Annotated in this window: 21 protein-coding genes; 6 read left to right on the top strand and 15 right to left on the bottom strand. The window is 69.1% G+C overall.

Translation table 11 applies throughout. The features are described from left to right. Positions 1–9 precede the first annotated feature (9 nt). The 9 genes from fliN to fliF form a co-directional block, all read right to left on the bottom strand. The gene (gene fliN, locus C7444_RS19340) at positions 10–483 is read right to left on the bottom strand and encodes a flagellar motor switch protein FliN (RefSeq protein ID WP_245909651.1); all 474 of its coding nucleotides are present in this window, start codon (positions 481–483) and stop codon (positions 10–12) included. Beyond that, on the bottom strand, positions 473–1,480 hold the full coding sequence (gene fliM, locus C7444_RS19335; RefSeq protein ID WP_110402495.1) for a flagellar motor switch protein FliM: 1,008 nt from the start codon (positions 1,478–1,480) through the stop codon (positions 473–475). Before fliM ends, fliN begins: the two co-directional genes overlap by 11 nt. Positions 1,481–1,505: 25 nt before the next feature. Beyond that, a complete protein-coding gene (locus C7444_RS19330) occupies positions 1,506–2,129 on the bottom strand; it encodes a flagellar basal body-associated FliL family protein (protein WP_110402494.1) in 624 nt (207 codons plus the stop codon). A 110-nt stretch (positions 2,130–2,239) separates the two neighbouring features. Beyond that, on the bottom strand, positions 2,240–3,556 hold the full coding sequence (locus C7444_RS19325; protein ID WP_110402493.1) for a flagellar hook-length control protein FliK: 1,317 nt from the start codon (positions 3,554–3,556) through the stop codon (positions 2,240–2,242). Positions 3,557–3,579: 23 nt separating this feature from the next. Then, entirely contained in the window at positions 3,580–4,050 is a 471-nt protein-coding gene (gene fliJ, locus C7444_RS19320; protein ID WP_110402492.1) for a flagellar export protein FliJ, read from the bottom strand. Between the two features lie 29 nt (positions 4,051–4,079). Beyond that, entirely contained in the window at positions 4,080–5,480 is a 1,401-nt protein-coding gene (gene fliI, locus C7444_RS19315; protein WP_110402491.1) for a flagellar protein export ATPase FliI, read from the bottom strand. Further along, on the bottom strand, positions 5,480–6,352 hold the full coding sequence (locus C7444_RS19310) for a FliH/SctL family protein (RefSeq protein ID WP_245909650.1): 873 nt from the start codon (positions 6,350–6,352) through the stop codon (positions 5,480–5,482). Before C7444_RS19310 ends, fliI begins: the two co-directional genes overlap by 1 nt. Further along, positions 6,336–7,331 (bottom strand): flagellar motor switch protein FliG, encoded by a 996-nt coding sequence (fliG, locus tag C7444_RS19305; protein ID WP_110402489.1) that lies wholly within the window; start codon positions 7,329–7,331, stop codon positions 6,336–6,338. Before fliG ends, C7444_RS19310 begins: the two co-directional genes overlap by 17 nt. A 15-nt stretch (positions 7,332–7,346) precedes the next feature. Beyond that, a complete protein-coding gene (gene fliF, locus C7444_RS19300; protein WP_110402488.1) occupies positions 7,347–9,068 on the bottom strand; it encodes a flagellar basal-body MS-ring/collar protein FliF in 1,722 nt (573 codons plus the stop codon). A 186-nt stretch (positions 9,069–9,254) separates the two neighbouring features. Between fliF and fliE the strand changes: the two genes are divergently transcribed. After that, positions 9,255–9,614, top strand: a complete 360-nt coding sequence (gene fliE, locus C7444_RS19295) for a flagellar hook-basal body complex protein FliE (RefSeq protein WP_245909649.1) — start codon at positions 9,255–9,257, stop codon at positions 9,612–9,614. A 51-nt stretch (positions 9,615–9,665) separates the two neighbouring features. Here the strand turns inward: fliE and C7444_RS19290 are convergent, their stop codons facing one another. The 6 genes from C7444_RS19290 to C7444_RS19265 form a co-directional block, all read right to left on the bottom strand. Beyond that, a complete protein-coding gene (locus tag C7444_RS19290; protein WP_110402487.1) occupies positions 9,666–10,439 on the bottom strand; it encodes a flagellar brake protein in 774 nt (257 codons plus the stop codon). Positions 10,440–10,456: 17 nt separating this feature from the next. Then, a complete protein-coding gene (locus C7444_RS19285; RefSeq protein ID WP_110402486.1) occupies positions 10,457–10,759 on the bottom strand; it encodes a flagellar protein FliT in 303 nt (100 codons plus the stop codon). Between the two features lie 48 nt (positions 10,760–10,807). Further along, positions 10,808–11,230 (bottom strand): flagellar export chaperone FliS, encoded by a 423-nt coding sequence (fliS, locus tag C7444_RS19280; RefSeq protein WP_245909648.1) that lies wholly within the window; start codon positions 11,228–11,230, stop codon positions 10,808–10,810. A 96-nt stretch (positions 11,231–11,326) separates the two neighbouring features. Continuing rightward, on the bottom strand, positions 11,327–12,757 hold the full coding sequence (gene fliD / locus C7444_RS19275; RefSeq protein WP_110402506.1) for a flagellar filament capping protein FliD: 1,431 nt from the start codon (positions 12,755–12,757) through the stop codon (positions 11,327–11,329). A gap of 136 nt (positions 12,758–12,893) precedes the next feature. After that, on the bottom strand, positions 12,894–13,760 hold the full coding sequence (locus C7444_RS19270; RefSeq protein ID WP_110402485.1) for a flagellin domain-containing protein: 867 nt from the start codon (positions 13,758–13,760) through the stop codon (positions 12,894–12,896). Between the two features lie 412 nt (positions 13,761–14,172). Continuing rightward, positions 14,173–15,036, bottom strand: a complete 864-nt coding sequence (locus tag C7444_RS19265; protein WP_110402484.1) for a flagellin domain-containing protein — start codon at positions 15,034–15,036, stop codon at positions 14,173–14,175. Positions 15,037–15,378: 342 nt separating this feature from the next. Between C7444_RS19265 and C7444_RS19260 the strand changes: the two genes are divergently transcribed. From C7444_RS19260 to C7444_RS19240, 5 genes are all read left to right on the top strand, one after another. After that, complete coding sequence (locus C7444_RS19260; RefSeq protein ID WP_110402483.1) at positions 15,379–17,418, top strand: O-linked N-acetylglucosamine transferase, SPINDLY family protein; 2,040 nt, start codon at positions 15,379–15,381, stop codon at positions 17,416–17,418. A 93-nt stretch (positions 17,419–17,511) separates the two neighbouring features. Further along, positions 17,512–18,957: a CDP-glycerol glycerophosphotransferase family protein gene (locus tag C7444_RS19255; RefSeq protein ID WP_170130812.1), complete on the top strand. Its 1,446-nt coding sequence runs from the start codon at positions 17,512–17,514 to the stop codon at positions 18,955–18,957. Between the two features lie 27 nt (positions 18,958–18,984). Then, positions 18,985–19,485 carry an adenylyltransferase/cytidyltransferase family protein gene (locus C7444_RS19250; RefSeq protein ID WP_110402481.1) on the top strand — a complete coding sequence of 167 codons (501 nt, stop codon included), beginning with the start codon at positions 18,985–18,987 and terminating at the stop codon, positions 19,483–19,485. An 11-nt stretch (positions 19,486–19,496) separates the two neighbouring features. Further along, the gene (locus C7444_RS19245; protein WP_110402480.1) at positions 19,497–21,770 is read left to right on the top strand and encodes a hypothetical protein; all 2,274 of its coding nucleotides are present in this window, start codon (positions 19,497–19,499) and stop codon (positions 21,768–21,770) included. Positions 21,771–21,916: 146 nt separating this feature from the next. After that, positions 21,917–23,245, top strand: coding sequence for a tetratricopeptide repeat protein (locus C7444_RS19240; RefSeq protein ID WP_110402479.1), 1,329 nt, complete (start codon positions 21,917–21,919; stop codon positions 23,243–23,245). The last annotated feature ends 262 nt before the right edge of the window (positions 23,246–23,507 follow it).

Below are 23,507 nucleotides of genomic sequence, written 5' to 3'. Positions count from 1 at the left end.
GGACGACATTCAGCCCCCGCGCGACAGGCGTCGCATGCGTTCGCTCGGGGTGACGATGTCGGTGAGGCGGATACCGAACTTGTCGTTGACCACCACCACCTCGCCCTGGGCGATCAGGTAGCCGTTGACGAGCACGTCCATCGGCTCACCGGCCATCGCGTCGAGCTCGACCACCGACCCCTGGGCCAGCTGCAGGATGTTCTTGATCGGAATGCGCGTGCGCCCCAGCTCGACCGTCAGCTGGACCGGGATGTCGAGGATCAGGTTGATGTCGTTGACCGCTGCAGGCCCCGTGCCCGAGGACGCCCCGGACGGACCGAAGTTGGCGAAGGCCGCCGGGGACACCGCATCGTTGGTGCTCACCAGTTCGGACACCGAGCCGGCATCGCTGCCCTGGGCCTGCTGCTCGAGCGCAGCGGCCCATTCAGCGGCCATCTGGTCCTGTTCCGACATCGCGTCGGCGCCTGATTCGTCAGCTGCCATGCTGATCTCCGATCCAGCTCAAGTTCTGGTTGTTGGTGAGCATGCGCTCCACCTTCAGGGCATAACGCCCGTTGGACGTGCCGTACTGGGCATCGAGCACCGGCACGCCGTCGACCTTGGCCTGGATGACCTTGGACAGGTCCAGCTCGATGAAATCCCCGGCCTTGAAGGCCAGCAGTTGCTCCACCGTGGCCGGGGCGTGGGCCAGTTCCGCCACCAGCTTGACCTCGGCGGCCTGGATCTGGTGGGTCAGCAGCTTGACCCAGCGGCGGTCGGGCTCGTTCGAATCCCCCTGCGTGCTGGAATACAGCACGTCACGGATCGGCTCGAGCGTCGCGTAGGGAATGCAGAAATGGATCGTGCCGCTGGTCTCGCCGATCTCCATCGTGAACGAGCTGGTCACGACCACCTCGCCCGGGGCGGCGATGTTGGCGAACTGCGGCTGCATCTCCGAGCGCTGGTACTCCAGCTCCAGCGGATAGATGCCGTGCCATGCCTTCTTGTATTCGGCCGTGATGACCTCGACCATGCGCAGGATCACGCGCTGCTCGGTGGCGGAGAAGTCCCGCCCTTCGATGCGGGTATGGAATTTCCCGGTGCCGCCGTACAGGGCGTCGATCACCGCGAACACCAGCGTCGGATCGCAGACGATCAGGCCCGAACCGCGCAGCGGCCGCACATGCATGATGTTGAAGTTCGTCGGCACGACGGTCTCGCGCAGGAAGGCGCTGTACTTCTGCACCTTGATGCCCCCGACACTGACCTCGGGCGTCTTGCGGATGAAGTTGAACAGCCCGATGCGGATGTTGCGCGAGAAACGTTCGTTGATGATCTCGAACGTGGGCATGCGCCCGCGCACGATGCGCTCCTGGCTCGCCAGGTTGTACTCGCGCACGCCGGAGGTCGGCGCGTCTTCGGCATCGAGCTTCTGGCTCTCGCCGGTGATGCCCTGCAGCAGGGCATCGACCTCGTCCTGCGAAAGAATCTGCTGATTCATGACTGCCCCGCGGAAAGGGTCGGCCTCACTGGATGATGAAACTCGAGAAGTGGACCTGCTGGACCGGGTTGTAGACCGGCGGACGGCGACGCTTCTTCTTGCCGGCGGGCGCGCTGTCCTCGGCCTCTTCCGGATCGATGGAGATGCCCATCGGCCGCACGGCCTCGCGCTTGATCTCCTCGGCCAGCGTTTCCTTGCCCTCCAGCTCCAGCAGCTCGGCGGCCGTCTTGTGCGACAGGATGAGCAGGATGCTGTTGCGGATCGAGGGCATGAACGCCTTCATCTCGTCGGCGAACTTCTGTTCGTCGACCTCGAGCGTGATGCCGATCTGGGCATAACGCTCCTGCTCGCGGTCGGCGAGGTTGATCGTGAACGGGTCCAGCGCGACGTAGACCGGCGGATGGGCGGGGTCGCGCTTGACCGGCTTGTGGGCGGCCTCGGCCTTTTCGGCCTTGGGGGCGGCATGGGACGACGCGGGCGCACCGTCCTCGCCTTCGCCATCCTCGCCCTCGGGATGTTTCTTCAGCAGGAAAAATGCGGCAGCACCACCCACCACGACCAGCAGCACCACGACGGCGATGATGATGATCAGCTTCTTGGAGCCCTTCTTCGGGGCATCGCCGGCGGCGGGAGCGGCGGGGGCGGACATGGAGATCTCCTGGGTATCGGTTGAGGTGATTATGGAAATCACCCGCCGATCTCAAAGAGCGGAAAAAGACGGCAAAACCGTCGCGTCACCCGTGCTGCGGCGGCGCGGGCTCAGGCGTACAGGTCCAGTCCACCAGGGCGCCGCGAGGGGCCGTGCGCTGCGGAAGCCCCGACCACACCGCTCCAGGCGGTGCGATCGAGGCCCGATCCCGCGCCCCAGCCCGTGCCCGCCGCAGCCCGTTCGTCCTGGCGCTGGCCGGATCCTGATCGCCCCTCGCCAGGACGGGGGGAGGCGTCACCACCGCGCGAACGGTCGGCATCGCCGCCGGACCGGTCACCACCGGAGGGGGCCACCGACTCGCTGACGCTCGAGGCACCGAGTTCCAGCCCGTCCTGGCGCAGCGCATCGGCCAGCGAGGCCATCGCCGATTCGAGCAAGGCACGGGTCTCGGGCCGTGCGGCGGAAAAATCGATGCAGGCCTGGTTGCCGTCCACGTCGATGCGGATCTGGATCGGCCCCAGCTCCAGCGGGCTGAGGTCCAGCGTAGCCTGCTGCACCCCTTCACCGGTCCAGCGGGCGACCTGCACGGCCACCGCCTCACCAAAACCGGGGTCGTGGACCGGCGTGGCCAGCGACAGGTGAACCGGTGTCGACGACGGCGCCGTCGCGCCGGACGAAGCCAGCTCCCGTGAGGTCGACGCCATCAGCGCGGCGAAGTCCGGCTGGCCCGACACGGCGGCCTCGGCCACCGCAGGCTCCATCGCCGCGGCCGCCTCGGACGCCACGGCCTCGGTGGCCGCCGCCAGGGCAAGTTCGGGCGCCGCCACGCCGGCCCCTCCGGCCGCCGCCCCCGGCGTGCCGGTCTCGGCACCCGGCACCGGAGCCGCGGGCGCCTCGACCTGCTGCAACCACCAGTTCAGGCTGCCGGGCACCAGGCCGTCCGCGGTGGTCGCGTCCCGCTCGGCGCCGGCCTTGCCGGACGCGCGGGACGCCGCGCGGTCCTCGGTGGCGCTGGCATCGGCCGCGCTGGCCTCCGTGCGGCCCGGACCCCGTGCCTTGGCCGCCCCGGGGCCGGCGACCCGCCGGGGTGCCGGGCCGTCGGTCCCGGCGTCCGGCGCGGGTGCGGCCCTGTCCTCCTGGGCGGGCACGACCTCGCTCGCCGGCATCGGGTCGCTGCGCAGCGCATACCGCTCGGAGGAGGAGATCCAGGCCGGTGCGCCGTCCTCGGGCGGGGTCGCGGCCGGGCCGGAGGCGGGCGCCGCCGCCGGCGTCGGCGCAGCGGGGACCGGCTCGGTCGTCATGGACTGCATCAGGCCGGCAAACGCGCCCGGCTCCGTGCTGGAGGGCTTGACCCCGTCCGCACCCTTCGAGCGCTGGGCGTCGAGACGGGCCGTTTCATGGCTCAGGCTGGAGAGGGTCGTGTTCATCGTCGTGTCCTGGCGGTGGCCGCTCAGAGCCCTGCGGCCTGCTGCGAGTTCGCGCGGTTCCAGGCCGAACGCGCGGCGAACTCGTCCTGCTGCTTCTGGTCGCGGCGCTCCGCGCTGCGCAGCAGCGCCAGTTCACGCCGCTCGATCAGCTTGCGCACCGAGGCGACGCGCAGCTCGGCGGCCAGCACCTCGGCCTTCAGGCGATCGTGCTCCTTGCCCAGACGCTCGACCTGCTGACCCTGCAGGTCGACGGCGCCATGCAGTCGCCCGACGAACTCCTGATAACAGTGCATCAGCGTCATCGTCACGCCCGCCCGGAACTGCTGGTTCCAGCGGTTCTGGTATTCGCTGCGGTACTCGCGCAGCTGCGTCTCCTGCTGGCGGGCCGCGCCGAGGCGGCCCTCGTGCTGGCGCTGGCGCGACAAGGCGTCGTCGCGGTCTCGTTCGGCCTGCTCGAGCAGCACGGCCAGCGGTTGCAGGCTGGAATGGGTCATGGGCTAGCGTCCTCCTTCAGTCCTTGCACTCAGTGGCTGCGGGTCACCTGGCGCAGCGTGGCCAGGCTCTCGGGCAGCGGGGAGCGGGTCCAGGTGTCCTGCTGCAGCAGGCCCAGCATCGCGGGCTGGGATCGCACGGCGGCATCCAGATCGGCGTCGTGTCCGGGCGTGTAGGCCCCGAGCTGGATCAGGTCCCGTGCCTTGTTGACCCGCGAGAGCATCTGGCGCATGCGGCGCGCCGCCTCGATGTGTTCACGCGGCACGACGCTGGACATCACCCGGGAGATCGACTTCTCGATGTCGATGGCCGGGTAATGCCCCCCTTCGGCCAGCTCGCGCGACAGCACGATGTGGCCGTCGAGGATGCCTCGGGCGGCGTCGGCGATCGGGTCCTGCTGATCGTCGCCCTCGCTGAGCACGGTGTAGAAGGCGGTGATCGAACCCTGCCCCGGCGCGCCGTTGCCGCTGCGCTCGACCAGTTGCGGCAGCTTGGCGAAACAGCTCGGCGGATAGCCCTTGGTCGCCGGCGGCTCGCCGATGGCCAGCGCGATCTCGCGCTGCGCCATCGCATAGCGGGTCAGCGAGTCCATCAGCAGCAGCACGTCCAGCCCCTGGTCACGGAAATGTTCGGCGATCGCCGTGGCGTAGGTCGCGCCCTGCATGCGGGTCAGCGGCGGGGCATCGGCCGGCGCGGCCACCACCACCGAGCGGCGCAGGCCCTCCTCGCCGAGGATGTCCTCGATGAACTCCTTGACTTCACGGCCACGCTCGCCGATCAGCCCGACCACGATCACGTCGGCCGCGGTGTAACGCGCCATCATGCCCATCAGCACCGACTTGCCCACGCCGGTGCCGGCGAACAGGCCCAGCCGCTGGCCACGCCCCACGGTCAGCAGCGCATTGATCGCCCGCACGCCGGTGTCCAGCGGCTGACGCACCGGTTCACGCTCCATCGCGTTGATCGGGCGGCGCACCAGCGGCTCGGCATTGACCTGCTGGAGCGGCCCGAGCCGGTCCATCGGCACGCCCTGGGCGTCGACGACCCGCCCCAGCAGACCGGCCCCGATGGGCAGGTGGCGGGAGCGGTCCTCGCTGCGGCGCCAGGGGCGCGCGACATGGCCGATGCGGGGGGTCTGCACCGGCGTGCCGTGCGGCACCACCCGGGCGCCGCTGACCAGGCCGTGCACCTCGCCGGTGGGCATCAGGAACGCCCGGTCACCGGAAAAGCCCACCACCTCGGCCTGCACCGGCGGCTGGTTGTCCATCAGCACCTCGCACAGCGAGCCGACCGGCACGCGGATGCCCGCGGCCTCCAGCACCAGACCGGCCACCCGCACCAGCGTGCCATGGGTGGCCAGCGTGACGGGCGCATTCACGAATTCGTGCAGGCTGCCGAGATAACGGTCCCAGTGTTCGGTGGTCAGCGCCATCACTCGGCCTCCGAGCGGGGCACGTCGATCGCCTCGTCGTCCTGGATCGACCACGGATCGTCGCGACCGAGCGCGGCCACCGCCCGCTGCCAGCGGCTGGCCACCTGGGCATCGACCCCGCCGACATCGGATTCGACCTGGCAGCCACCGCGCTCGATGCCCGGGTCGGCCACCAGCCGGGCCCCGCGGGCCGACAGGGCTTCCGCGCAGCCCTGGGTCACCAGGCCGTGGTCATCCGGATGCAGCCGCACCGTCACGTGGCGGGCGGACACCAGCAGCACGCCGAGCGCCTCCTGCGCCACCGCGACCACATGGTCGGGACGCTGGTCCAGCTCGCTGCGCACCGCCTGGCGGGCGATGTCCAGCGCGATGCCGGCGACCCGCCGGGCCAGATCGATCTCGACCTGCTCGAGGCGGGCCTGCATCTGCTCGATCACCGCCGCGACCTGGGCGGCCGTCTGGGCCGCATGGCTCTGCTTGAAACTCTCCATCGCCGCCAGGCCATCACGGTAGCCGTCCTGGTAGCCACCGTCCCGGGCTTCCTTCAGCGCCAGGAGGCGGGCCTGCTCCTCGCGCACGACCGACTCGGCCGCTTCGCGCTCGGCCTGCTGGCGGGCCTGCTCCGCCTGGCGGCGCAGCGTTTCCGGATCGGGTGCGGCCGGCGGCGGCGGCGCCTGGGGCTGGAGCGGCGGCTTGCGTTGCGGGTCGTCACCGAAGTTGCCGAGCTGCCAGGCCGAAAAATGGCTCAGCTCCTCGCGCGGGATGAAACGGGCGTAGGCCGCGGCGCGGCTGGCGGCCGGATCGGTCGGCGGCGGCGCCGGCGGCATCGGCTCGTGCAGCCGGGACGAGCGCGACTTAGACGAACTGGTCATCGCCGCCTCCACCCAGGACGATCTGGCCTTCGTCGGCCAGGCGACGCACGATCTTCAGCATTTCCTTCTGCTCGTTCTCCACGTCGGCCAGACGCACCGGACCGCGCGATTCCAGGTCTTCCTTGAGCGTCTCGGCCGCACGGCTGGACATGTTGCGGAAGACCTTCTCGCGCAGCTCGGGTGGAGCGCCCTTGAGCGAGATGACCAGCGACTCGCTCTGCACTTCCTTGAGCAGGGCCTGGATGCCCTTGTCGTCGATCTTCACCACGTCGTCGAAGGTGAACATGTTGTCCATGATCTTCTGCGCCAGGTCGTTGTCGGCCTCGCGGATGTAGTCGAGCACCGAGGTCTCGACGCTCGAGCCCATCATGTTGATGATCTCGGCGGCGGTCTTGGGCCCGCCCAGCGAGGCCTTGCGCATGCGGTCCCCGCCGGCGAGCACCCGCGACAGCACGTCGTTGAGGTCCTTCAGTGCATTGGGCTGGATGCCGTCGAGCGTGGCCACGCGCACCAGCACCTCGTTGCGCATGCGTTCGCTGAGCTGCTTGAGCACCTCCGAGACCTGGTCGAACTCCAGGTGGACCAGGATGGCCGCGACGATCTGCGGATGCTCGTTGCGCAGCAGCTCGGCGATCGAGCCGGCGTCCATCCACTTCAGGCTCTCGATGCCCGAGACGTCGCTGCCCTGCAGGATGCGGTCGATCAGCAGGTTGGCCTTGTCCTCGCCCAGCGCCTTGCGCAGCACGTTGCGCACGTACTCGTCGGTGTTGCTGACCATCATGCTGCTCTCGGCCGCCTGGGCCTCGAAGCGCTGCAGCACGCCGTCGTAGCGATCGCGGGCGATCGACTTGGTGCGTGCGATGGTCTCGCCCAGACGCTGCACTTCCTTGGGCGTGAGGTGCTTGAACACCTCGGCCGCCTCTTCCTCGCCCAGGGACATGAGCAGGATCGCCGCGTCTTCCAGTCCTTGTTCTTCCATGTCGTGTCCTCGCGCTCAGCTGGCCAGCCAGTCGCGCATGATGTTGGCCACCGCGGCCGGGTTCTCCCGGGCCAGCTTGCGGATGGCCTCGAGCCGGTTCTGGGACGTGTCCTCGCCCGGGGCTGGCAGCGCCGGGACCGACTTGCCACCGTCGGCCTCCAGCGCGGCCTGGTCGGTCGATCCATCGACGGGGGGCAGCTCCTGCACATCGTCGACCACCGCCTCGACACGCTGCACCACCTCCTTGGGACGGGCTTCGCGCAGTGCCGGGCGGATGGCACCGAAGACGATGATCAGCGCCAGCAAGGCCATGGCCAGCGGCGCGGCCAGCGTGCGCACGAGCTCGATCGTCTCGGGCTGCTTCCACAGCGGCGTCTCGTCGACCGGGGTCTTGTCGACCTGGAACGGCGCATCGATGACCTTCACCGAGTCGCCCCGCTCCTTGTTGAAGCCGACGGTCTCCTGCACCAGCGCGGTGATCTTCTCCAGCTCCTCGGGCGTCAGGCTCTGCGGCGTGGTCTTGCCTTTCTTGTCGGTCACCGAGCGCTGGTTGACCACCACCGCGGCGGTCAGCCGCTTGATGGAGCCGGTGGCGCCGCGGGTCACGCGCACGGTCTTGTCGACCTCGTAGTTGGTGACGGCGTCCCGCTTGGTGGTCGCCCCCGCCCCCCCGGCCCCGGCCGCCTGCAAAGGCTGCGAGGCGCCGTTGATCGGTGCGGTGACCGGCACCGGCGGCTGGTTGGTGACCGCCCCCGGCACGCCGGTCGGCTGGACCGAGCCGCCCCCGGCCGACTCGGAGGACTGCGCGCTGCGCACCGCCGCCGGCTCCTGGCCCTGGTTGGGTCGGAACTCCTCGGAGGTCGCGTCGGTCTGCGAAAAATCCACCACCGCACTGACCTGGGCTCGCAGATTGTCCCGACCGACCACCGGCTCGAGGATGTCCATGATGCGCTTGGTGTACTGGGTCTCGATGTGGTTGACGTACTGCAGCTGCTGCGCATCCAGGCCGCTGGTGCTGGCCATGCCCTCGGGCGGTCCGGACAGCAGGCTGCCGGTCTGGTCCAGCACGCTCACCGCCTTGGTGTTGAGCTCGGGCACGCTGGCCGACACCAGGTGCACGATGCCGGCGAGCTGCGCCTGATCGAGCGTGCGGCCGGGGCGCAGCGTCAGCAGCACCGATGCGCTGGGCTTCTGCTGGTCACGGAAGAAGCCGTTCTGGTTGGGCAGCGCCAGGTGGACCCGGGCCGCCTCGACCGCGGCCAGCGCCGTGATGGAGCGCACCAGCTCGCCCTCGAGGCCACGCTGGAAGTTGAGCCGCTCCTGGAATTGCGTCGTGCCGAAACGGGCGTTGTCCATCAGCTCGAAGCCGACGGTCGAGCCCTTGGGCAGTCCAGCCTGCGCCAGCTTGAGCCGAACGTCGTGCACCTTCTCGGCGGGCACCAGGATGGCCGTGCCCCCTTCGGTGAACTTGTAGGGCACGTTCATCTGGGTGAGCTGGGCCACGATCGCGCCCCCGTCCTTGTCGGACAGATTGGCGAACAGCACCTTGTCGTTGCTGGTCGAGCGCATGAGGACGGAGCCGACCAGCAGCGCCACCAGCGCCAGCACACCACCGGCCAGCATCAGCTTGCGGGCCATCGGCAACGCGTTGAGTCGCGCCACCAGACCCGCAGCCTGCTGGGGCTCTGCGGCCGCTGCCGTGTTGGCAGTCAGCGGTTGGAGGGCTGCGTTGTCCATGGATCCGTTCGACATCGATCAGCCCCGGACCTTCCGGGACTGGCATGGAACGGATTATTCGGAGTGGCCACCGTGTCCAGGCACGGAACAGCTCGCACAACCGGCCTCTCTTCCGTACATTACGGTCTGGATGGACGGCATACGATGCCTCATCCTTGCCAGCCCTGCCTGGTTCCAGGAGGCCCTGTGGACATCAAGCTCAAACCCTTCGACTTTGCACAAGCCGCGACCCGGGCAGGCATGCCCCAGGTCGCCCAGCGTGTGCGCGAAAGCGCCCAGGCCGCCGGCCTGTCGTCGACGGATGCGACCTCCCGGGCCGATGGCGTGGGCTTCTCGCAGGCGATGAGCCAGGCACTGCGCAGCGTGAGCCAGGCGCAGAACGAGGCATCCCGGCTGCAACGCGAGGTCAGCCTCGACAACCCGACCGTCAGCATCGAGCAGACCATGCTGTCGATGCAGAAGTCGCAGATCGGCTTCCAGGCCGCGCTGCAGGTACGCAACCGCCTGGTCCAGGCCTACAGCGACATCATGAACATGCAGGTGTGATGCGGGCCGCGGCTCGTGCCGCCCCGCTCACGACGACACCCACCGCGACCCTCACAGCGACAGCATGCGCCGACGCTGCTGCGTCTGCTCCAGGTAACGCTGCAGCACCCGACCCGAGGCCAGCGGCAGGTTGACGATCTCGCAACCCAGCCGGACACCGCCCTGCACGGCATGCACGGCACCGATGCGGATGACCTTCAGCACCAGCCGCGTGGAGTGGCTCGCATCCAGATCCAGCCGGACCTCGCCGAGCACGGTGCCGAGCGGCAGCGCGGGCAGGTCGGCCGGCAGCAGCAGCGCCACACCGGTGTGGCTGACATCGAGCACCCGCAGCACCAGCGCCAGCGACGGATCCGCCGGATGGTTCAGGCGGGCCACGGGCTGGGCCTGGGACAGTGGCCGCACCCGGTAACTGTCACGCCGCTGCAGGCGGTAGATCCGGACGGGATAACGGGCATTCAGCGCGGTCGAGCCCAGTCCGCTGACCAGCGACAGGTCCTGCACGTCGAACTGGATCTTGATGTTGTCGATGTAGCCCACCGCGACCAGCGCAGGCGCGGCCAGCAGCCGCCGCACCCGGGCATCCCCGCCATCGGCGGCGAACGACAGCAGCTGGCGTCCTTCGTCTTCGGCCCACAGCGACGTGGTGTAGCTCAGGTCGGGGGGCGAGATCAGCGAGATCGGCACATCACCCTGCACGAACTGCCGCATCAGCGCCCGGATCTCGACATGGGAGCGCAGTTCGTGCGCCGCCAGCGCGGTGGCCGACTCGATCAGCGGTGCCTCGGGAGCATCCGCCTGGAACGACAGGGAATCGGAAGACACGACGATGCTCCAGGGTTTCAGTGCAGCACGTTGCGCGCCTGACCGGACATCATCTGGTCCAGGTCCTCAAGCCAGGGCTCGGCCAGGTGGCGGATCTCCGCATCATTGAGCAGGATGCGCTGCATGATGCGCGCCTTGGCCTGCACGGCATCGCCCTCGAGGCGGCCATCGGAGGCGGCATGCTTGAGCTGGGAGATCAGCACCGCACAAGCACCTTCGAGCTTGACCACACGATCCCAGTCGCCTGAGCGCGCAGCATCGAGCATTTCGCGGCTCGCCGTCTCGATGGCTTCGTAGTACTGCAGGAGGGCGTGGGTCATGGTGAAACTCTGATCTGTTGGGGGCCGGCGTGCTGCGGCAGCGGGCGGTCAGGCCTGGACCTGGGCGCCGATCTCGGCCCACGCATCACGCAGGGGCTGGACCAGGCGGTGACACTCGTCGAGTGCCGCCGCATCGTTGTGCAGGTGGGCATGCATCAGCCGGCGGGTGATGTAGCCATACAGATTCGACAGGTTCATCGTCAGCTCGCCTCCGGCGGGGCTGAGGGCGGCCTTCAGGCCTTCGTCGACGATGCGGGCCGCACGGGTGACCGCACGACCCTTGGCCTCGACGTCCTGACTGGCCAGTGCCCCCCGGGCCTGCACGATGGATTCGAGCAGGCCGTCGTACAGCATCTGCACCAGCTGGTGCGCGCTGGCGGTCTTGACACCGGTCTCGACGCCGATCTGACGGTACAGGCCCGACAGCATCAGGGAGGAGTTGGAGCCGCGAAAGCTGGTTTGTGCAAACATTTCGGTGCGTCGCTGGTTGAACTGGTTATTTGAGTTATCGACCACCGCCGCATCGACTTGAGCCGGTCATCGATCGAACTGGGCGGGATTGAAGCGTCAGCTGCTGCTGCTCGACAGCGCCGCCAGCTGCTGGGTGACGTAGCTCGACAGGCCGGAGATCTTGCTCATCTGCGCGTCCAGCGAGGTGTACTGCGCCTTCATGCGCGCCTCGACCGTGGTCATGCGCTCCTCGAAGCGGCTCTGCTTCTTGGAGTTCTCGCTGACCTGGCTCTGCAGGCTGCTCTGCCGGGTGGTCACCGCACCTTCGATGCCCAGCAGCTTGTCACCCCAGGTGCGCAGCTTCTCGCCCAGCCCCAGGGTGGCCCCCGAGGTCACGAACATCTTCTTGAGCTCCTCGACGTTGCCTAGCGCCGCGGTCAGCTTGGTCGAATCGGTCTTGAGCGTGCCGTCGGCCTGGGGGTCCAGTCCGATGCTCGACAGGCGCTGCAGCGTGCTCGACGAGCCGCTGCTGCTGATGCCCAGGTTGCGCAGACCGGAGCGGATCGCGTTCACCGACGAATCCCCCTGGAACGTCGCCGCGGTCTTGGTGCTCGCGTCGTACTTGGTCTGGCTGGTCAGGTAGTTGGCCAGGTCGTTGTAGACCTTGGCGAAGTCAGTCAGCGCCGTCTTGATCGATTCGGTGTCGCTCACCACCGACACGTCCACCGGATCGCTGCTGACCTTGTTCAGTTTCAGCGTCACCCCCTCGATCACGTCGGTCAGGGTGTTCGAGGCCGAGCTCACCTCCAGGCCGTTGACCGTCGCCACCGCATTGGCGGCCGGCTGCGTCCGGGTCATCGAGGCCACCGACACCGACGGGTCGTAGGCCAGCGCGGACAGCCCCGAGGCATCGGTGTTGTCCAGGTCGTCATCGGCCGCCGTGACCCGGAAGCCGTTCTCCTCGCCGGTGGCCGACGAGCGCATCACCAGCCGGGCGCCCGAGGCATCCGTGACGATGGTCGCCTTGACCCCCGCCTCCGCGTTGTTGATCTTGTCGCGGATGTCGGCCAGGGTGTCGGTCGCCGCCACGCTGACGCTGACGGCCGAGCTGCCGGACTTGGGCGAGAAGCCGGTCTGGTCGGCCGTCCAGGTGCCCAGCTCGATGCTCAGCGAGCCGCTGCCCAGCACGGCGGTCTTGTCCGTGAAGCTGCCGCTGGCCACCGCCTGGCTGGCGGCCAGCGAGGTCACGGACACGCTGTAGGAGCCGGCCGCCGCGCTGGTCGAGCTGCTGGCCGCGCTGACCACGCCGGCATCACCCGAACTGGCCGTGGTCGCCCCCCAGGTAGACGACTTCGACAGCTTGCTGGCCGCATCCCGCAGCGAGGAGACGTAACTCTGCACCTTGCCGTACGCCGACAGCTTGGTCTGAAGCTTCGAGGCGTCCGCCTGCATCTTCGTCAGCGGCTGACGCTCGACGGCCATCAGCGAGCTGAGGATGGAGGACACATCCAGACCGCTGCCCAGACCGGTAGAACTGATGCTGGCCATGATCGTCACCTTTCAGATGAGAAAAATGCACTTCCTGAAACGACAAATCGCCCGGGCCTGACGGCCGCGGACGATGGTGGTATCGGCAGCAACACCCTGGCGCTGAAGCCGATCGTGATCGCCGATGCCGGCGACCTCAGCCCTTGAGCAGCGACAGGACCTGCTGGGGCAGCTGGTTGGCCTGGGCCAGCATCGCGTTGCCCGCCTGCTGCAGCACCTGGGCTCTCGACAGACTGGCCGTTTCCGCCGCGAAGTCGGCGTCCATGATCCGGCTGCGTGCCGCCGCCTGGTTCTCCGACGACACCTGCAAGTTGGAGATCACCGCCTCGAAGCGGCTCTGGGTCGCGCCCAGCGTCGCACGCTCGGCGTTGACCTTGTCGATCGCCAGGTCGATGTTGTCGATCACGGTCTTCAAGCTGGCCGAGTCGGTCGTGCTGTCGATCACCGCGCGGCCGGTGCCGGTGACCGTGGTGCCAGCCACATCGGTGATCTCGGCGGCGGTGGTCATGTCGGCGGTGGCGATGTTGATCGTATCGAATTCCGTCGTGCCGGCGCCGACCTGGAAGGTCAGCGTGCCGGCATCCGAGCCGATCACGCGCTTGTTGTTGAAGGAGGTGGCACCGAAGATGCGCTGCACTTCCTTGGCCAGTTCGCCGAATTCCTTGTCCAGCGAATCGCGGTCGCTGTCATTGTTCGTGTCATTGCGGGCCTGCACCGCCAGTTCACGCATGCGCTGCAGCACATCCGCACCCTTGGACAGCGCCCCTTCAGCCACCTGGGCCATCGAGATGCCGTCGTTGGCGTTGCGGATGGCCACGTTCATGCCGCGGGTCTGCGAATTCATGCGCTCGGCGATGGCCAGGCCGGCGGCATCGTCCTTGGCCGAGTTCACCCGCAGGCCGGAGGACAGACGCTGCATCGAGGTCGACAGCGAGCCCTGCGAACTGTTGAGCTGGCGCTGCGTGTTCAGCGAAATCAGGTTGGTATTGATGGTCTGGGGCATTCAAGCACTCCTCAAGCGTCCACACTTTCCGGCGACCGGACCGATCCTCCACAGCGCACCCGTCGATCTGACTGACAGGATCCACCGCACGAAGGCCGGCCCGATAACGAATACCGGCGGACTCTGCCCGGTCGATATCGACGCGGACAGCACCGTCAGTGCTCCGGACCTCATTCCCTGGAGACAGGGTCTGTGGGATGGATTCTGGGCAATCGCACCGGCTTCGAACGCTGGAAATGCATCACGGAAACCTCGCTGTTTTTGAAGGTGGGCCGGTTGCCTCTTGTTACGCACATCAAGACCGAAACCGCCTCACGGGCGGTTTCGGTCTTGATGGCGGGGAGCGGCTCAGGCGCTTCAGGGACCCGGTGGACCCGGGGCGGACCCTGCCCCCCTGAAGCTCAGGCCGAGGTCATCGAAGCAGGGACAGGACCTGTTGGGGCAGCTGGTTGGCCTGCGCGATCATCGCGTTGCCCGCCTGCTGCAGCACCTGGGCTCGGGAGAGGTTCGCCGTTTCCGAGGCGAAGTCCGCATCCATGATCCGACTGCGCGCCGCCGACTGGTTCTCCGACGACACCTGCAGGTTGGAGATCACCGCATCGAAGCGGCTCTGGGTCGCGCCCAGCGTCGCACGCTCGGAGTTGACCTTGTCGATCGCCAGGTCGATGTTGTCGATCACGGTCTTCAGGCTGGCCGAGTCGGTCGTGCTGTCGATCACCGCACGGCCCGCGCCGGTGACGGACGTGCCGGCCACATCGGTGATCTCGGAGGCCGAGGTCATGTCGGTGGTCTTGACGTCGATGGTGTCGAACTCCGAGGTGCCCGCACCGACCTGGAAAGTCAGCGTGCCGGCGTCCGAGCCGATGATCTTCTTGCCGTTGAAGGAGGTGCCGCCCAGCGTGCGCTGCACTTCCTTGGCCAGCTCGCCGAATTCCTTGTCCAGCGAATCCTTGTCGCTGCCGTTGTTCGTGTCGTTGCGGGCCTGCACCGCCAGTTCACGCATGCGCTGCAGCATGTCACCAGTCTTGGCCAGCGAGCCTTCCGCCGTCTGCGCCATCGAGATGCCATCGTTGGAGTTGCGGATGGCCACGTTCATGCCCTTGACCTGGGCATTCATGCGCTCGGAGATGGCCAGACCGGCGGCATCGTCCTTGGCGGAGTTCACCCGAAGGCCCGAGGACAGGCGCTGCATCGAGGTGGACAGGGAAGACTGCGAAGCGCTGGTGTTGCGCTGGGCATTCAACGAGATCAGGTTGGTGTTGATGGTGGCTGCCATGATGGACTCCTAATGTAGAAAAGTACCGGCGTTCAGCGCCGTCGAACATGGGCCGCAGCTGTCGTCGGTCTGCGACCTCATCGCCCGGCGCTAGTCAGCATCAGCCGTCTAACCGGACCACGGAGACAAGATGCACATCCGTTATCTGGTTTATCGGAGCCTTGTGCACTTGACTTGAGTGCCTCTTTGCTCTTCCGGATTTCAGACGGCTTGCCCGTTGAAGTTGTTATCGGAAGCCACCTCGGGAAGTTGAAGGGCGATGCGCACTCTATTCATGAGCTTGTCCTGCGGCCGCATTCCTATAGTGGAGCGGGCAGAAACAAGGTTTCCACAGGCCGGCCCATGCTCCCCACACCACGCTCTTCCACCGCACGTTCCGCCACCCGCCCCACGTCCACCGCCGCGGCCCGGCAGGCCCATCAGGCCTGGCTGAAGGGAGTGGAGCTCGCGCGGGCCGAACGGCACGAGTCGGCGCTGCCCCTGTTCCGCACGGCGGTGCAGAAGGCGCCCGGCGACGCGGTCTACTGGATCAACCTCGCGCGCAGCCAGCACAAGCTCGAGCGATACGACGAGGCGATCGCCAGTGCGCGGCACGCCTTCGAGCTGGCCCCGGACAGCGAACCGGCCTGCCAGCTGCTGGCGGAGTCGCTGCGCAAGACACACCGCAACGCCGAGGCGCTGAAAGTGATCAGCGCCTTGAACAGCGGCGATGAGCGCAGCGCCGGCTGGCACCTGCTGCGAGGCTCGGTGCTGCTGGAGGAACGCCAGCCCGCCGAAGCCTGCCAGGCCTTCCTGTCCGCGCTGGCGGCCCCCGACTGTGACCAGAACCAGCGGGTCAAGGGCATGATGCAGCTGGGCCAGTGCCTGGCCACGCTGCGCCGCCACTACGAGGCCGGCCAGTGCTTCCGGACCGTGCTGGACCTGGAGCCGGAGTCGCTGGGCGCCGCCCTGTATGCCGCGCACTACAGTGCCTGGGCCTGCGACTGGCCCGAGCTCGAGAGCGACATGCAGCGCCTGTCGGACTGCGTGCAGCAGCTGCGCGCGACCCTCGATGCCGAAGCGCGGGTCCAGGGCCTGAGCCCGTTCTGCCTGCTGACGCTGACCGACGACCCGCAGCTGCTGAAGTGGGCCGCCGAACTGGCCTGCCGGCGCCGCGCCGTCAACGAAAAAAAATGGGTGGGTCAACGGGTGACCCGGCTGGAGCGCCCCGGCGGCAAGCTGCGCATCGGCCTGGTCTCCAGCGACTTCCACCACCACGCCACCACCATGCTGGTGGCCGAGGTGCTCGAGCACATCGACACCTCTCGCTTCGAGCTCTACTTCTATTCAGGCGGCATCGACGACCGCAGCGCGCTGCGCCAGCGGGTGATGCGCACCGCCACGGCCGTGCGCGAGACGGCGCAGTGGGACAACGACCGCCTGGCCGAGGCGGTGCGCAGCGACCGCATCGGCGTGCTGGTCGACATGAAGGGCTTCACCGCCGGCTCCCGCATGGGCGCGCTGGCGCAGCGCCCGGCCCCGCTGCAGGTCGCCTGGCTGGGTTATCCCGGCACCTGCGGCGCGGACTTCATCGACTACGTGATCGGCGACCCCATCGTCACGCCGATGGAAGCGGCGGACGACTTCACCGAGCACATCGCCCAGATGCCGCACTGCTACCAGCCCAACGACAGCCGCCGTTCGGTACCCGCCCCTTTGGGCCGGGCCGAATGCCAGCTGCCCGAGGGTGCCCTGGTGTTCGCCAGCTTCAACCAGGCCTACAAGGTGATTCCGGCCGTGTTCATGGCCTGGTGCCGGGTGCTGGCCGCGACCCCGGACTCGGTGCTGTGGCTGCTGGTGCCCGACGAGGAGACGCAGCAGCGCCTGCGCCGCGAGGCTCGGGCACAGGGCGTCGACGCCGGACGGCTGATCTTCGCCCCCTTCATGGACATCGAGCAGCACCGCGCCCGCCTGCCCAACGCCGACCTGTTCCTCGACACCTACCCCTGCAGCGGCCACACCACCGCCAGCGATGCCCTGTGGGCCGCGGTCCCGATGCTGACGATCGCCGGCCAGGGCTTCGCTTCGCGGGTCGCCGCCAGCCTGCTCGACACGGTCGGCCTGCCGGACCTGGTGTGCCTGGATGTCGACGAATACATCGACAAGGCCCTGGAGCTGGCGCAGGACCGGCCACGGCTGCAGGCGCTGCGTGAACACCTGGTGCAGGCACGCACCGCCTCACCGGCGTTCGACGGTCGCCAGTACGCCAAGGACTTCGAGGCGCTGCTGCTGCGCATGGTCGAGCGGCACGAAGCCGGCCTGCCCCCAGCCGGTCTGCCGGCGGATGAACCCGTCACTCTGCCGACGCAGGCCGCCCTGCCGCCCCTTCATCTTGCTGCCTGAGACACCGACATGACCGCCACCAGGCCCCGCTCCAGTCTGGCTCAACGACTGAGCCGAACCCCTCGTCCCGCCGATCCCGTCGCAGCCGCACCGATGCTGGTCCATGCCGCGTCGCCGGCCGTACCCGGACCGGTGGCAGGCACCGACGTGGCCGCACGGCTCGAACAGCTCGAGGCCTCGAATGCGCAGATGGTCGAGGCGATCGACCAGCTGGTCAGCGCCCTGCTCGATACGCGCGCGGAACTGGCCGAGGCCCGCAAGCCCGCCCCGCCGGACACCAGCCGACCGCTTCTGGAAGCGCGCCTCCAGGAACTGGAGAAGACCGTCGCCCTGGAACGCTGCCTGCAGGACCTGACGGCCGTGTCCCGCGCTCACCTCAAGCGCCGGCTGGCGGTCTTCGTCGGCACCACCTACCTGGGCTGCAACGTGAAGTACGCCTGGCTGGCCGCCCGCGATGCCGCCGCCGCTCAGGACATGGACATCTGGTTCCTGCCGCACGATGCTCGACAGGAGGCTCAGATCCTGAGCCTGACACCGGACTGTTTCCCCCACAACTGGGACGCATGGTCCGCCGAGGACGTGCAGCGGGCGCTCGAGGCCGCCGTGGTGGTGACCAGCGACCATTTCCTGAACCCGAATCCCTACGCGGCGGCGCTGCTGGCCGGCGCACGCCAGGTGCAGCTCTGGCACGGCATCTCGATCAAGGAGATCGGCCTGCGCAACCTGGTCGGACTCAAGCACATGTCCCCGCGCATGGGCCGGGTCATGGCCACCTGCGGCCCCTATGCCAGCCTGGTCGGCACGGCCGCCCACCAGCTCGACGAGTGGCAGCGCTGGTTTTCCTTCGAGCACTATGCCGCGCTGGGTTATGCACGCAACGACGTGCTGCACCGCGAGCCATCGACGGCCGACCTGCTCAACGTGGATCACGACACCCGCGAGCGCATGCAGGCCACCCGACGGGCGGGCCGCAAGGTCTGGTTCTATGCCCCGACCTTCCGCGACGGCAAGGGACTGGCCTGGCTGCTCGAGGCCGGGCTCGACGAGCTGGCCGCGGCGGTGCAGCGCCAGGGTGACCTGCTGGTGCTGAATGTGCACCCGGTCGAGGCCCCGCAGGTGCACAAGGTCGCGCCGCTCTACCCGTCGATCTGCTTCGTCGCGCCCCGCACCGACATCTACCCGCTGCTGCGCGACAGCGATGCACTGATCACCGACTACTCGTCGGTGATGTTCGACTACCTGCACCTGGATCGACCGGTGCTGCTCTACCGCCCCGATCACGAGGCCTATGTGAGCCAGTCCCGCCAGCTGTTCGACGCCAAGCTGGACGACGCCCTGCCCGGCGTGCTGGTGCACCGCATGGACGAGCTGGTGCAGGCGCTGCGCCGGCTGCGCCACGACACGCACGGCGCTGCACGGCGAGCGCTGCGCGCACGCCTGTTCGACCACGAGGACGGTGCATCGGCCTCCCGTCTGCTGGTTCACATCGACGAACAGCTTCAACTCGCGCTGGACCGCCACGTGCCCGGCCGGCGCTGACCCCATCACCCTCGAGCAGGAGAACGCATGTCGCGCACCATCCGCCAGGCCCATCGCCCGTCGTCGAACGACGACGCCATCCGGTCACGGCCGACGCTGGCCATCACCTACGGCACCTTCGACCTGTTCCACGTCGGCCACGTCCGGCTGTTCCGACGCATCCGGGAACGGTTCGACCGCCTGATCGTCGCCGTCTCGACCGACGAGTTCAACGCGGGCAAGGGCAAGCGCTCGATCGTCCCGTTCGAGGACCGCTGCGAGGTGGTCTCGGCCTGCCGCCACGTGACGCAGGTGATCCCGGAGACCTGCTGGGAGCAGAAGGCCCGCGACATCGCCAGCCTGGGGGTGGACGCCTTCGTGATGGGTGACGACTGGCAGGGCCACTTCGACGAGCTGCGCTCGCTGTGCCAGGTGATCTACCTGCCCCGCACCGAAGGGGTCTCGAGCAGCTCGCTCAAGAGCGACACGCTGAGGCTGGTCCAGCCCGGCACGCCGCTGCGCAGCGCCGGCCTGGCCGGCGGGCATTGAGGCCCCGCGCCATGTCCGCCTCCACCGGCTTGCTCGATCGGCTGCCGCTGCTGGAAGCCGCCAGCGATCCTGCCACGCAGGCCGCTCGCATCGCCGACCTGTGGCGGACCTGGGACGAGGCTCCGCCCGACACCCGCGAGGCGGCCCGGACGCTGCTCGACGGCCGTTACCGCCCTTTCCTGGACCTGATCGACGCCCACCGCGGCGACGACGAGCGCCGCGGCGCCGTCGCTGCCGCCTGGCTCGACCGGACCGTCCCGACGCCCGAGGTCGAGACCGTCGACGAGCACGACCACGCACGCACCGCGCTGGCCCTGGCCTGCGGCGGACACGACGACCTGCTGCGGGAGGCTGCACGGCACCCGCCCGCCCTGGTGATGGCGGCCGTCCGGTCGGCCCTGCGGGCGCTGCTGCACGATCACCCCGAGGCGCCTCATTGCGCTGCGGTCGATCCGCAACAGCTGCACGCCGCCAGCCAGCAGGCCCAGCAGCAGGATCCGTCGCTGATCCCGGCCGGGCTGTGCCGGCTGTTCGAGCTGGCCGTGCTGGTCGACGACGAGGCCACCGCCATCGAGGCGCTGGCACTGGTGATCCACCACCGGCTGAGCGTGCAGCTCGACCTGCAGGCGCTGCGGCTCTGGCTGGAAGCCGGGCCGCTGACGCCGCTGCGCCTCGATCGCCGGGCCGGCCACGACGGGCTCGATGCCCGCGGGCTGCTCGATGCCGCCTGGCGCCAGCGGCTGCTGCAGGCCCTGCACCGCCACCTGCCACGACGACGCTGGAGCGCGGTGATGCAGGCGCTGGCCAGCTTTCACCCCACCCCGGGCGACGAGCCCGACGGGCCGCGGACCCCGCTGCCGCCGGCCGCCCTGCACGCGCTCGACCGGCTGGCATCGATCGACCGCTGCCACCACGCCCTGGCCCAGGCCGATCGCACGGACGGCATCGCCCAGGCCCGCCAGCTGCTGCGCGACCCGCACCTGCATCCGCAGACCCGCAGTGCCCTGGCCCACCAGCTGGCCCTGGCCCACCTGGAAGCCGGTGACCTGTGGTCGGCCTGGTCACGCTGGAGCGCGGCGCTGCGCGACTGGCCGAGTGCGGCGGTGCTCGAGCAGATGGACCTGCTGCTGCAGACGCTCGGGGTGTCCGGCGCCCGGCACTGGCTGGCCGCCGACCCGCTCGAGCAACTGCCCCGGTGGCAGGCCCTGGAACGGGCCGACCACCCGACGCTGCAGTGGCTGGCGCGTTACCAGCTCGCCCAGCTGCACACCCACGGTCGCCTCGCGCCGACCCACCGGCACAAGGTCCAGGATGCCCGGCAGGCGCTGGCCCTGTGGGGTCGACTGCAGAATCTGCCGGCCTGGCAGGCCGAAGCGACCGCGGCGCTGTCCGCGCCCGGCACCCGGGCCCTGGCGGCGCTGGCCCGCGACGACGGCGGACGCCACCACCTGTGGATCGAGGCCCCCGAGCCCGGCACCCGCCGGCTGCTGATCGTCTTCTCGTGCGTGGACTCGCACCACAGCCATCCCGGGGTGATCGGCCTGGTCAACGGCATGCCGGATCACCACCTGCTGTTCGTCAACAACCCGGAGCTCAACTGGTACAGCGACGAGGTGTTCGAGCAGCTCTGCACGCTGGTGCGCCGCAAGGTGCTGCCACGCCTGCGCCCCGAGGACGTGACCTGCTACTACGGCAGCATGGGCGGACACGGGGCCCTCAAGCTCGCCCTCACCTTCGGTTTCCAGGCCGTGGTCTTCAATCCGCAGGTCGAGCTGGCGCTGTGGAGCGCCTACCGCCCCCGCCAGCGGGACCTGCTGCTGGGGGCCCGCCGGCACCATGGCATCGTCCCCCTGGGATCCGACGCGCTGGCCGCCAGCCCGATCGCCATCGCCGTGGGCAGCGGCACCCCCGACCGGCTGGCGTTCTCGGCCCTGGTCGGCATGATGGCTACCGCCCGGGCCCTGACGCTGCTGGTCGACAAGGTGCCCGACCCCCACCATGCCGGACTGATCGGCAGGCTGACCCGCCGTGGCGTGCCCACGCTGGTGCACCACCTGGCCACGCGGCTGCAGCAGCTGCACCGGATCGACGACCCGGGCACGGCCAGCGGCTTCGAGCCGGTCGAGCCCACCGCCGTCGCGGGGTTCTGGGCGCAGATGGACCAGGCCGCGCACTGGCAAGGCGAGGTGCTGGTGCGGGGGGGCCGCCTGCACTGCCGGCGGCACCACCCGGCCGGCCGGCCGGGCCTGGCCCGCATGTCGAGCTTGGTCGAGCCGGCCGCCTGAGCGGTCCACCCGACGCGGCATCCCCCGGCGGCGGCCACGGCAAGTGGCCCTCCTTCGCCGGGCTGTTCAAGGCTTCCAGCGCCAGGCCGCTGCCTACACTGACCCTCATCCCGCGGGGTCCGCCCCGCCCTGTCCGGAACTGCCACATGCTGCACATCGTCATTGCTCGCGATCGGGAAGACCTGAGCTGGGTCGACAGCGTGCCCGACCACTGCACCGTCACGATCCACAACCGGGGCGAGGCGCTCGACCCGTCGGCCTTCGAACGTGAGGTCACGATCCTGCCGGCCGCCCCGGCCAGCGGCGCCGCCGGCAGCGTGCTGGCGCACCTGCGCCATGAACGCCTGGGGGCGCTGCCCGACGACCAGATCGTCTTCACCCACGGCGATCCGCTCGCCCACGCACCGGGTTTCCTGCAGCTGCTGCAGGCACCGCACCGCTGGGGCGAGGTGCAGCCGCTGTCGGTGCACGGGCGCGAACAGCACCCGATGCCGCCCGCGCGGCTGGTCGAACAGGATGTGCGCGACTGGATCGGGGCGCTGCCGGTGCGCCCGGAGCGCTACAGCTTGCGCACCCTGGCTCCGATCAACCACTTCGACGACACCGCGCTGCGCCTGGGCGATGCCTGGCAGCGCAAGCAGGGCCTGCCCGAAGGCACGAACCTGATCGCGCATTTCCTGGGCCTGTGCGGCCTGCAGCACCTGGCCGAGGACGCCGAGGATGCCGACCTCGGCATCATGGCCCACGGGCCGGTGTGGGCGGTGCGGCAGAGCCGGGTGGACGACTTCCGCTCCGGTGCGCTGGCCCACTTCGACAAGATCGACGTGCTGCTGCGGGCGGACGTGCACTGCCAGTCCATGCTCGACCGCTGCTGGCTGCACCTGTTCGGCCTGCCCTTCATCGCCTTCGAGGCCCTGCCCCGCCCGGTCGAGGAGATCACCCCGATGGCCGCCAGCATGGCCAAGGTGGTCGCCTCGATCGATGCGGTGCTGGCACGCAGCGTGCCCGCCGCCCGCGCGACCCCACGCCGCAGCCGCCCGCTGCAGGCCGGCTCGGCCGTCGACCTGCTGCATCGCCAGGCCTGCGAGGCCGCCCGGCTGGGGCACGACGTGCAGGCCCAGTCGCTGCTGCACCAGGCGCTGCAGAACGATCCGCAGTACGCCCCGGCCCTGGCCGACGCCGCCGCGCTGGCCTGCCAGCGTGGTGACGTGACCGCCGCCATCCCGCTGTCCCGGCGCGCGCTGCTGGCCGACCCGGGCCATGCCGGCGCGCTCTACACGCTGGCGATGAGCCTGGCGGTGACGGGCCCGATCGACGAGGCCGTGGCGCTGCTCGACGGCATCACGCGCGACGAGGCCTACCGCGACTTCCGTGAACAGCAGCCCGACCTGATCGAACTGGCCCAGCAGCAGCTGCTGCGCCTGCTGGCCCATCCGCGCGCGCCGATGTCGGGCGCCATGCGCAGCGCCGCCTGACAGGCACGGCCTCTTTTCCCGCCGCCAGGACAACACCCGCGCACGGCTCCATCCTTTCTTCGCTCCGGCGTCAAGGCCGCAGGCTCACCCAGCCTGCGGCCTTTTTCATGGTGTGGTGCCGGAGGATCCCTCGGTCCGGCCCGAGGCTGACATCGAGTAGGAATTTGCCTGACAAGGGGGATGGCAAATGACGGACTCAAGTGACGGAAGTGACCCGATGTTCCGGTCCAGTTCTCCTCTTCACAATCCGTTTCACGTTGAG

Source organism: Sphaerotilus hippei (assembly GCF_003201595.1).
Lineage (GTDB): Bacteria > Pseudomonadota > Gammaproteobacteria > Burkholderiales > Burkholderiaceae_C > Sphaerotilus > Sphaerotilus hippei.
Note: the sequence above shows the minus strand (reverse complement) of the source record. Positions and strands in the feature narration are given on the sequence as shown.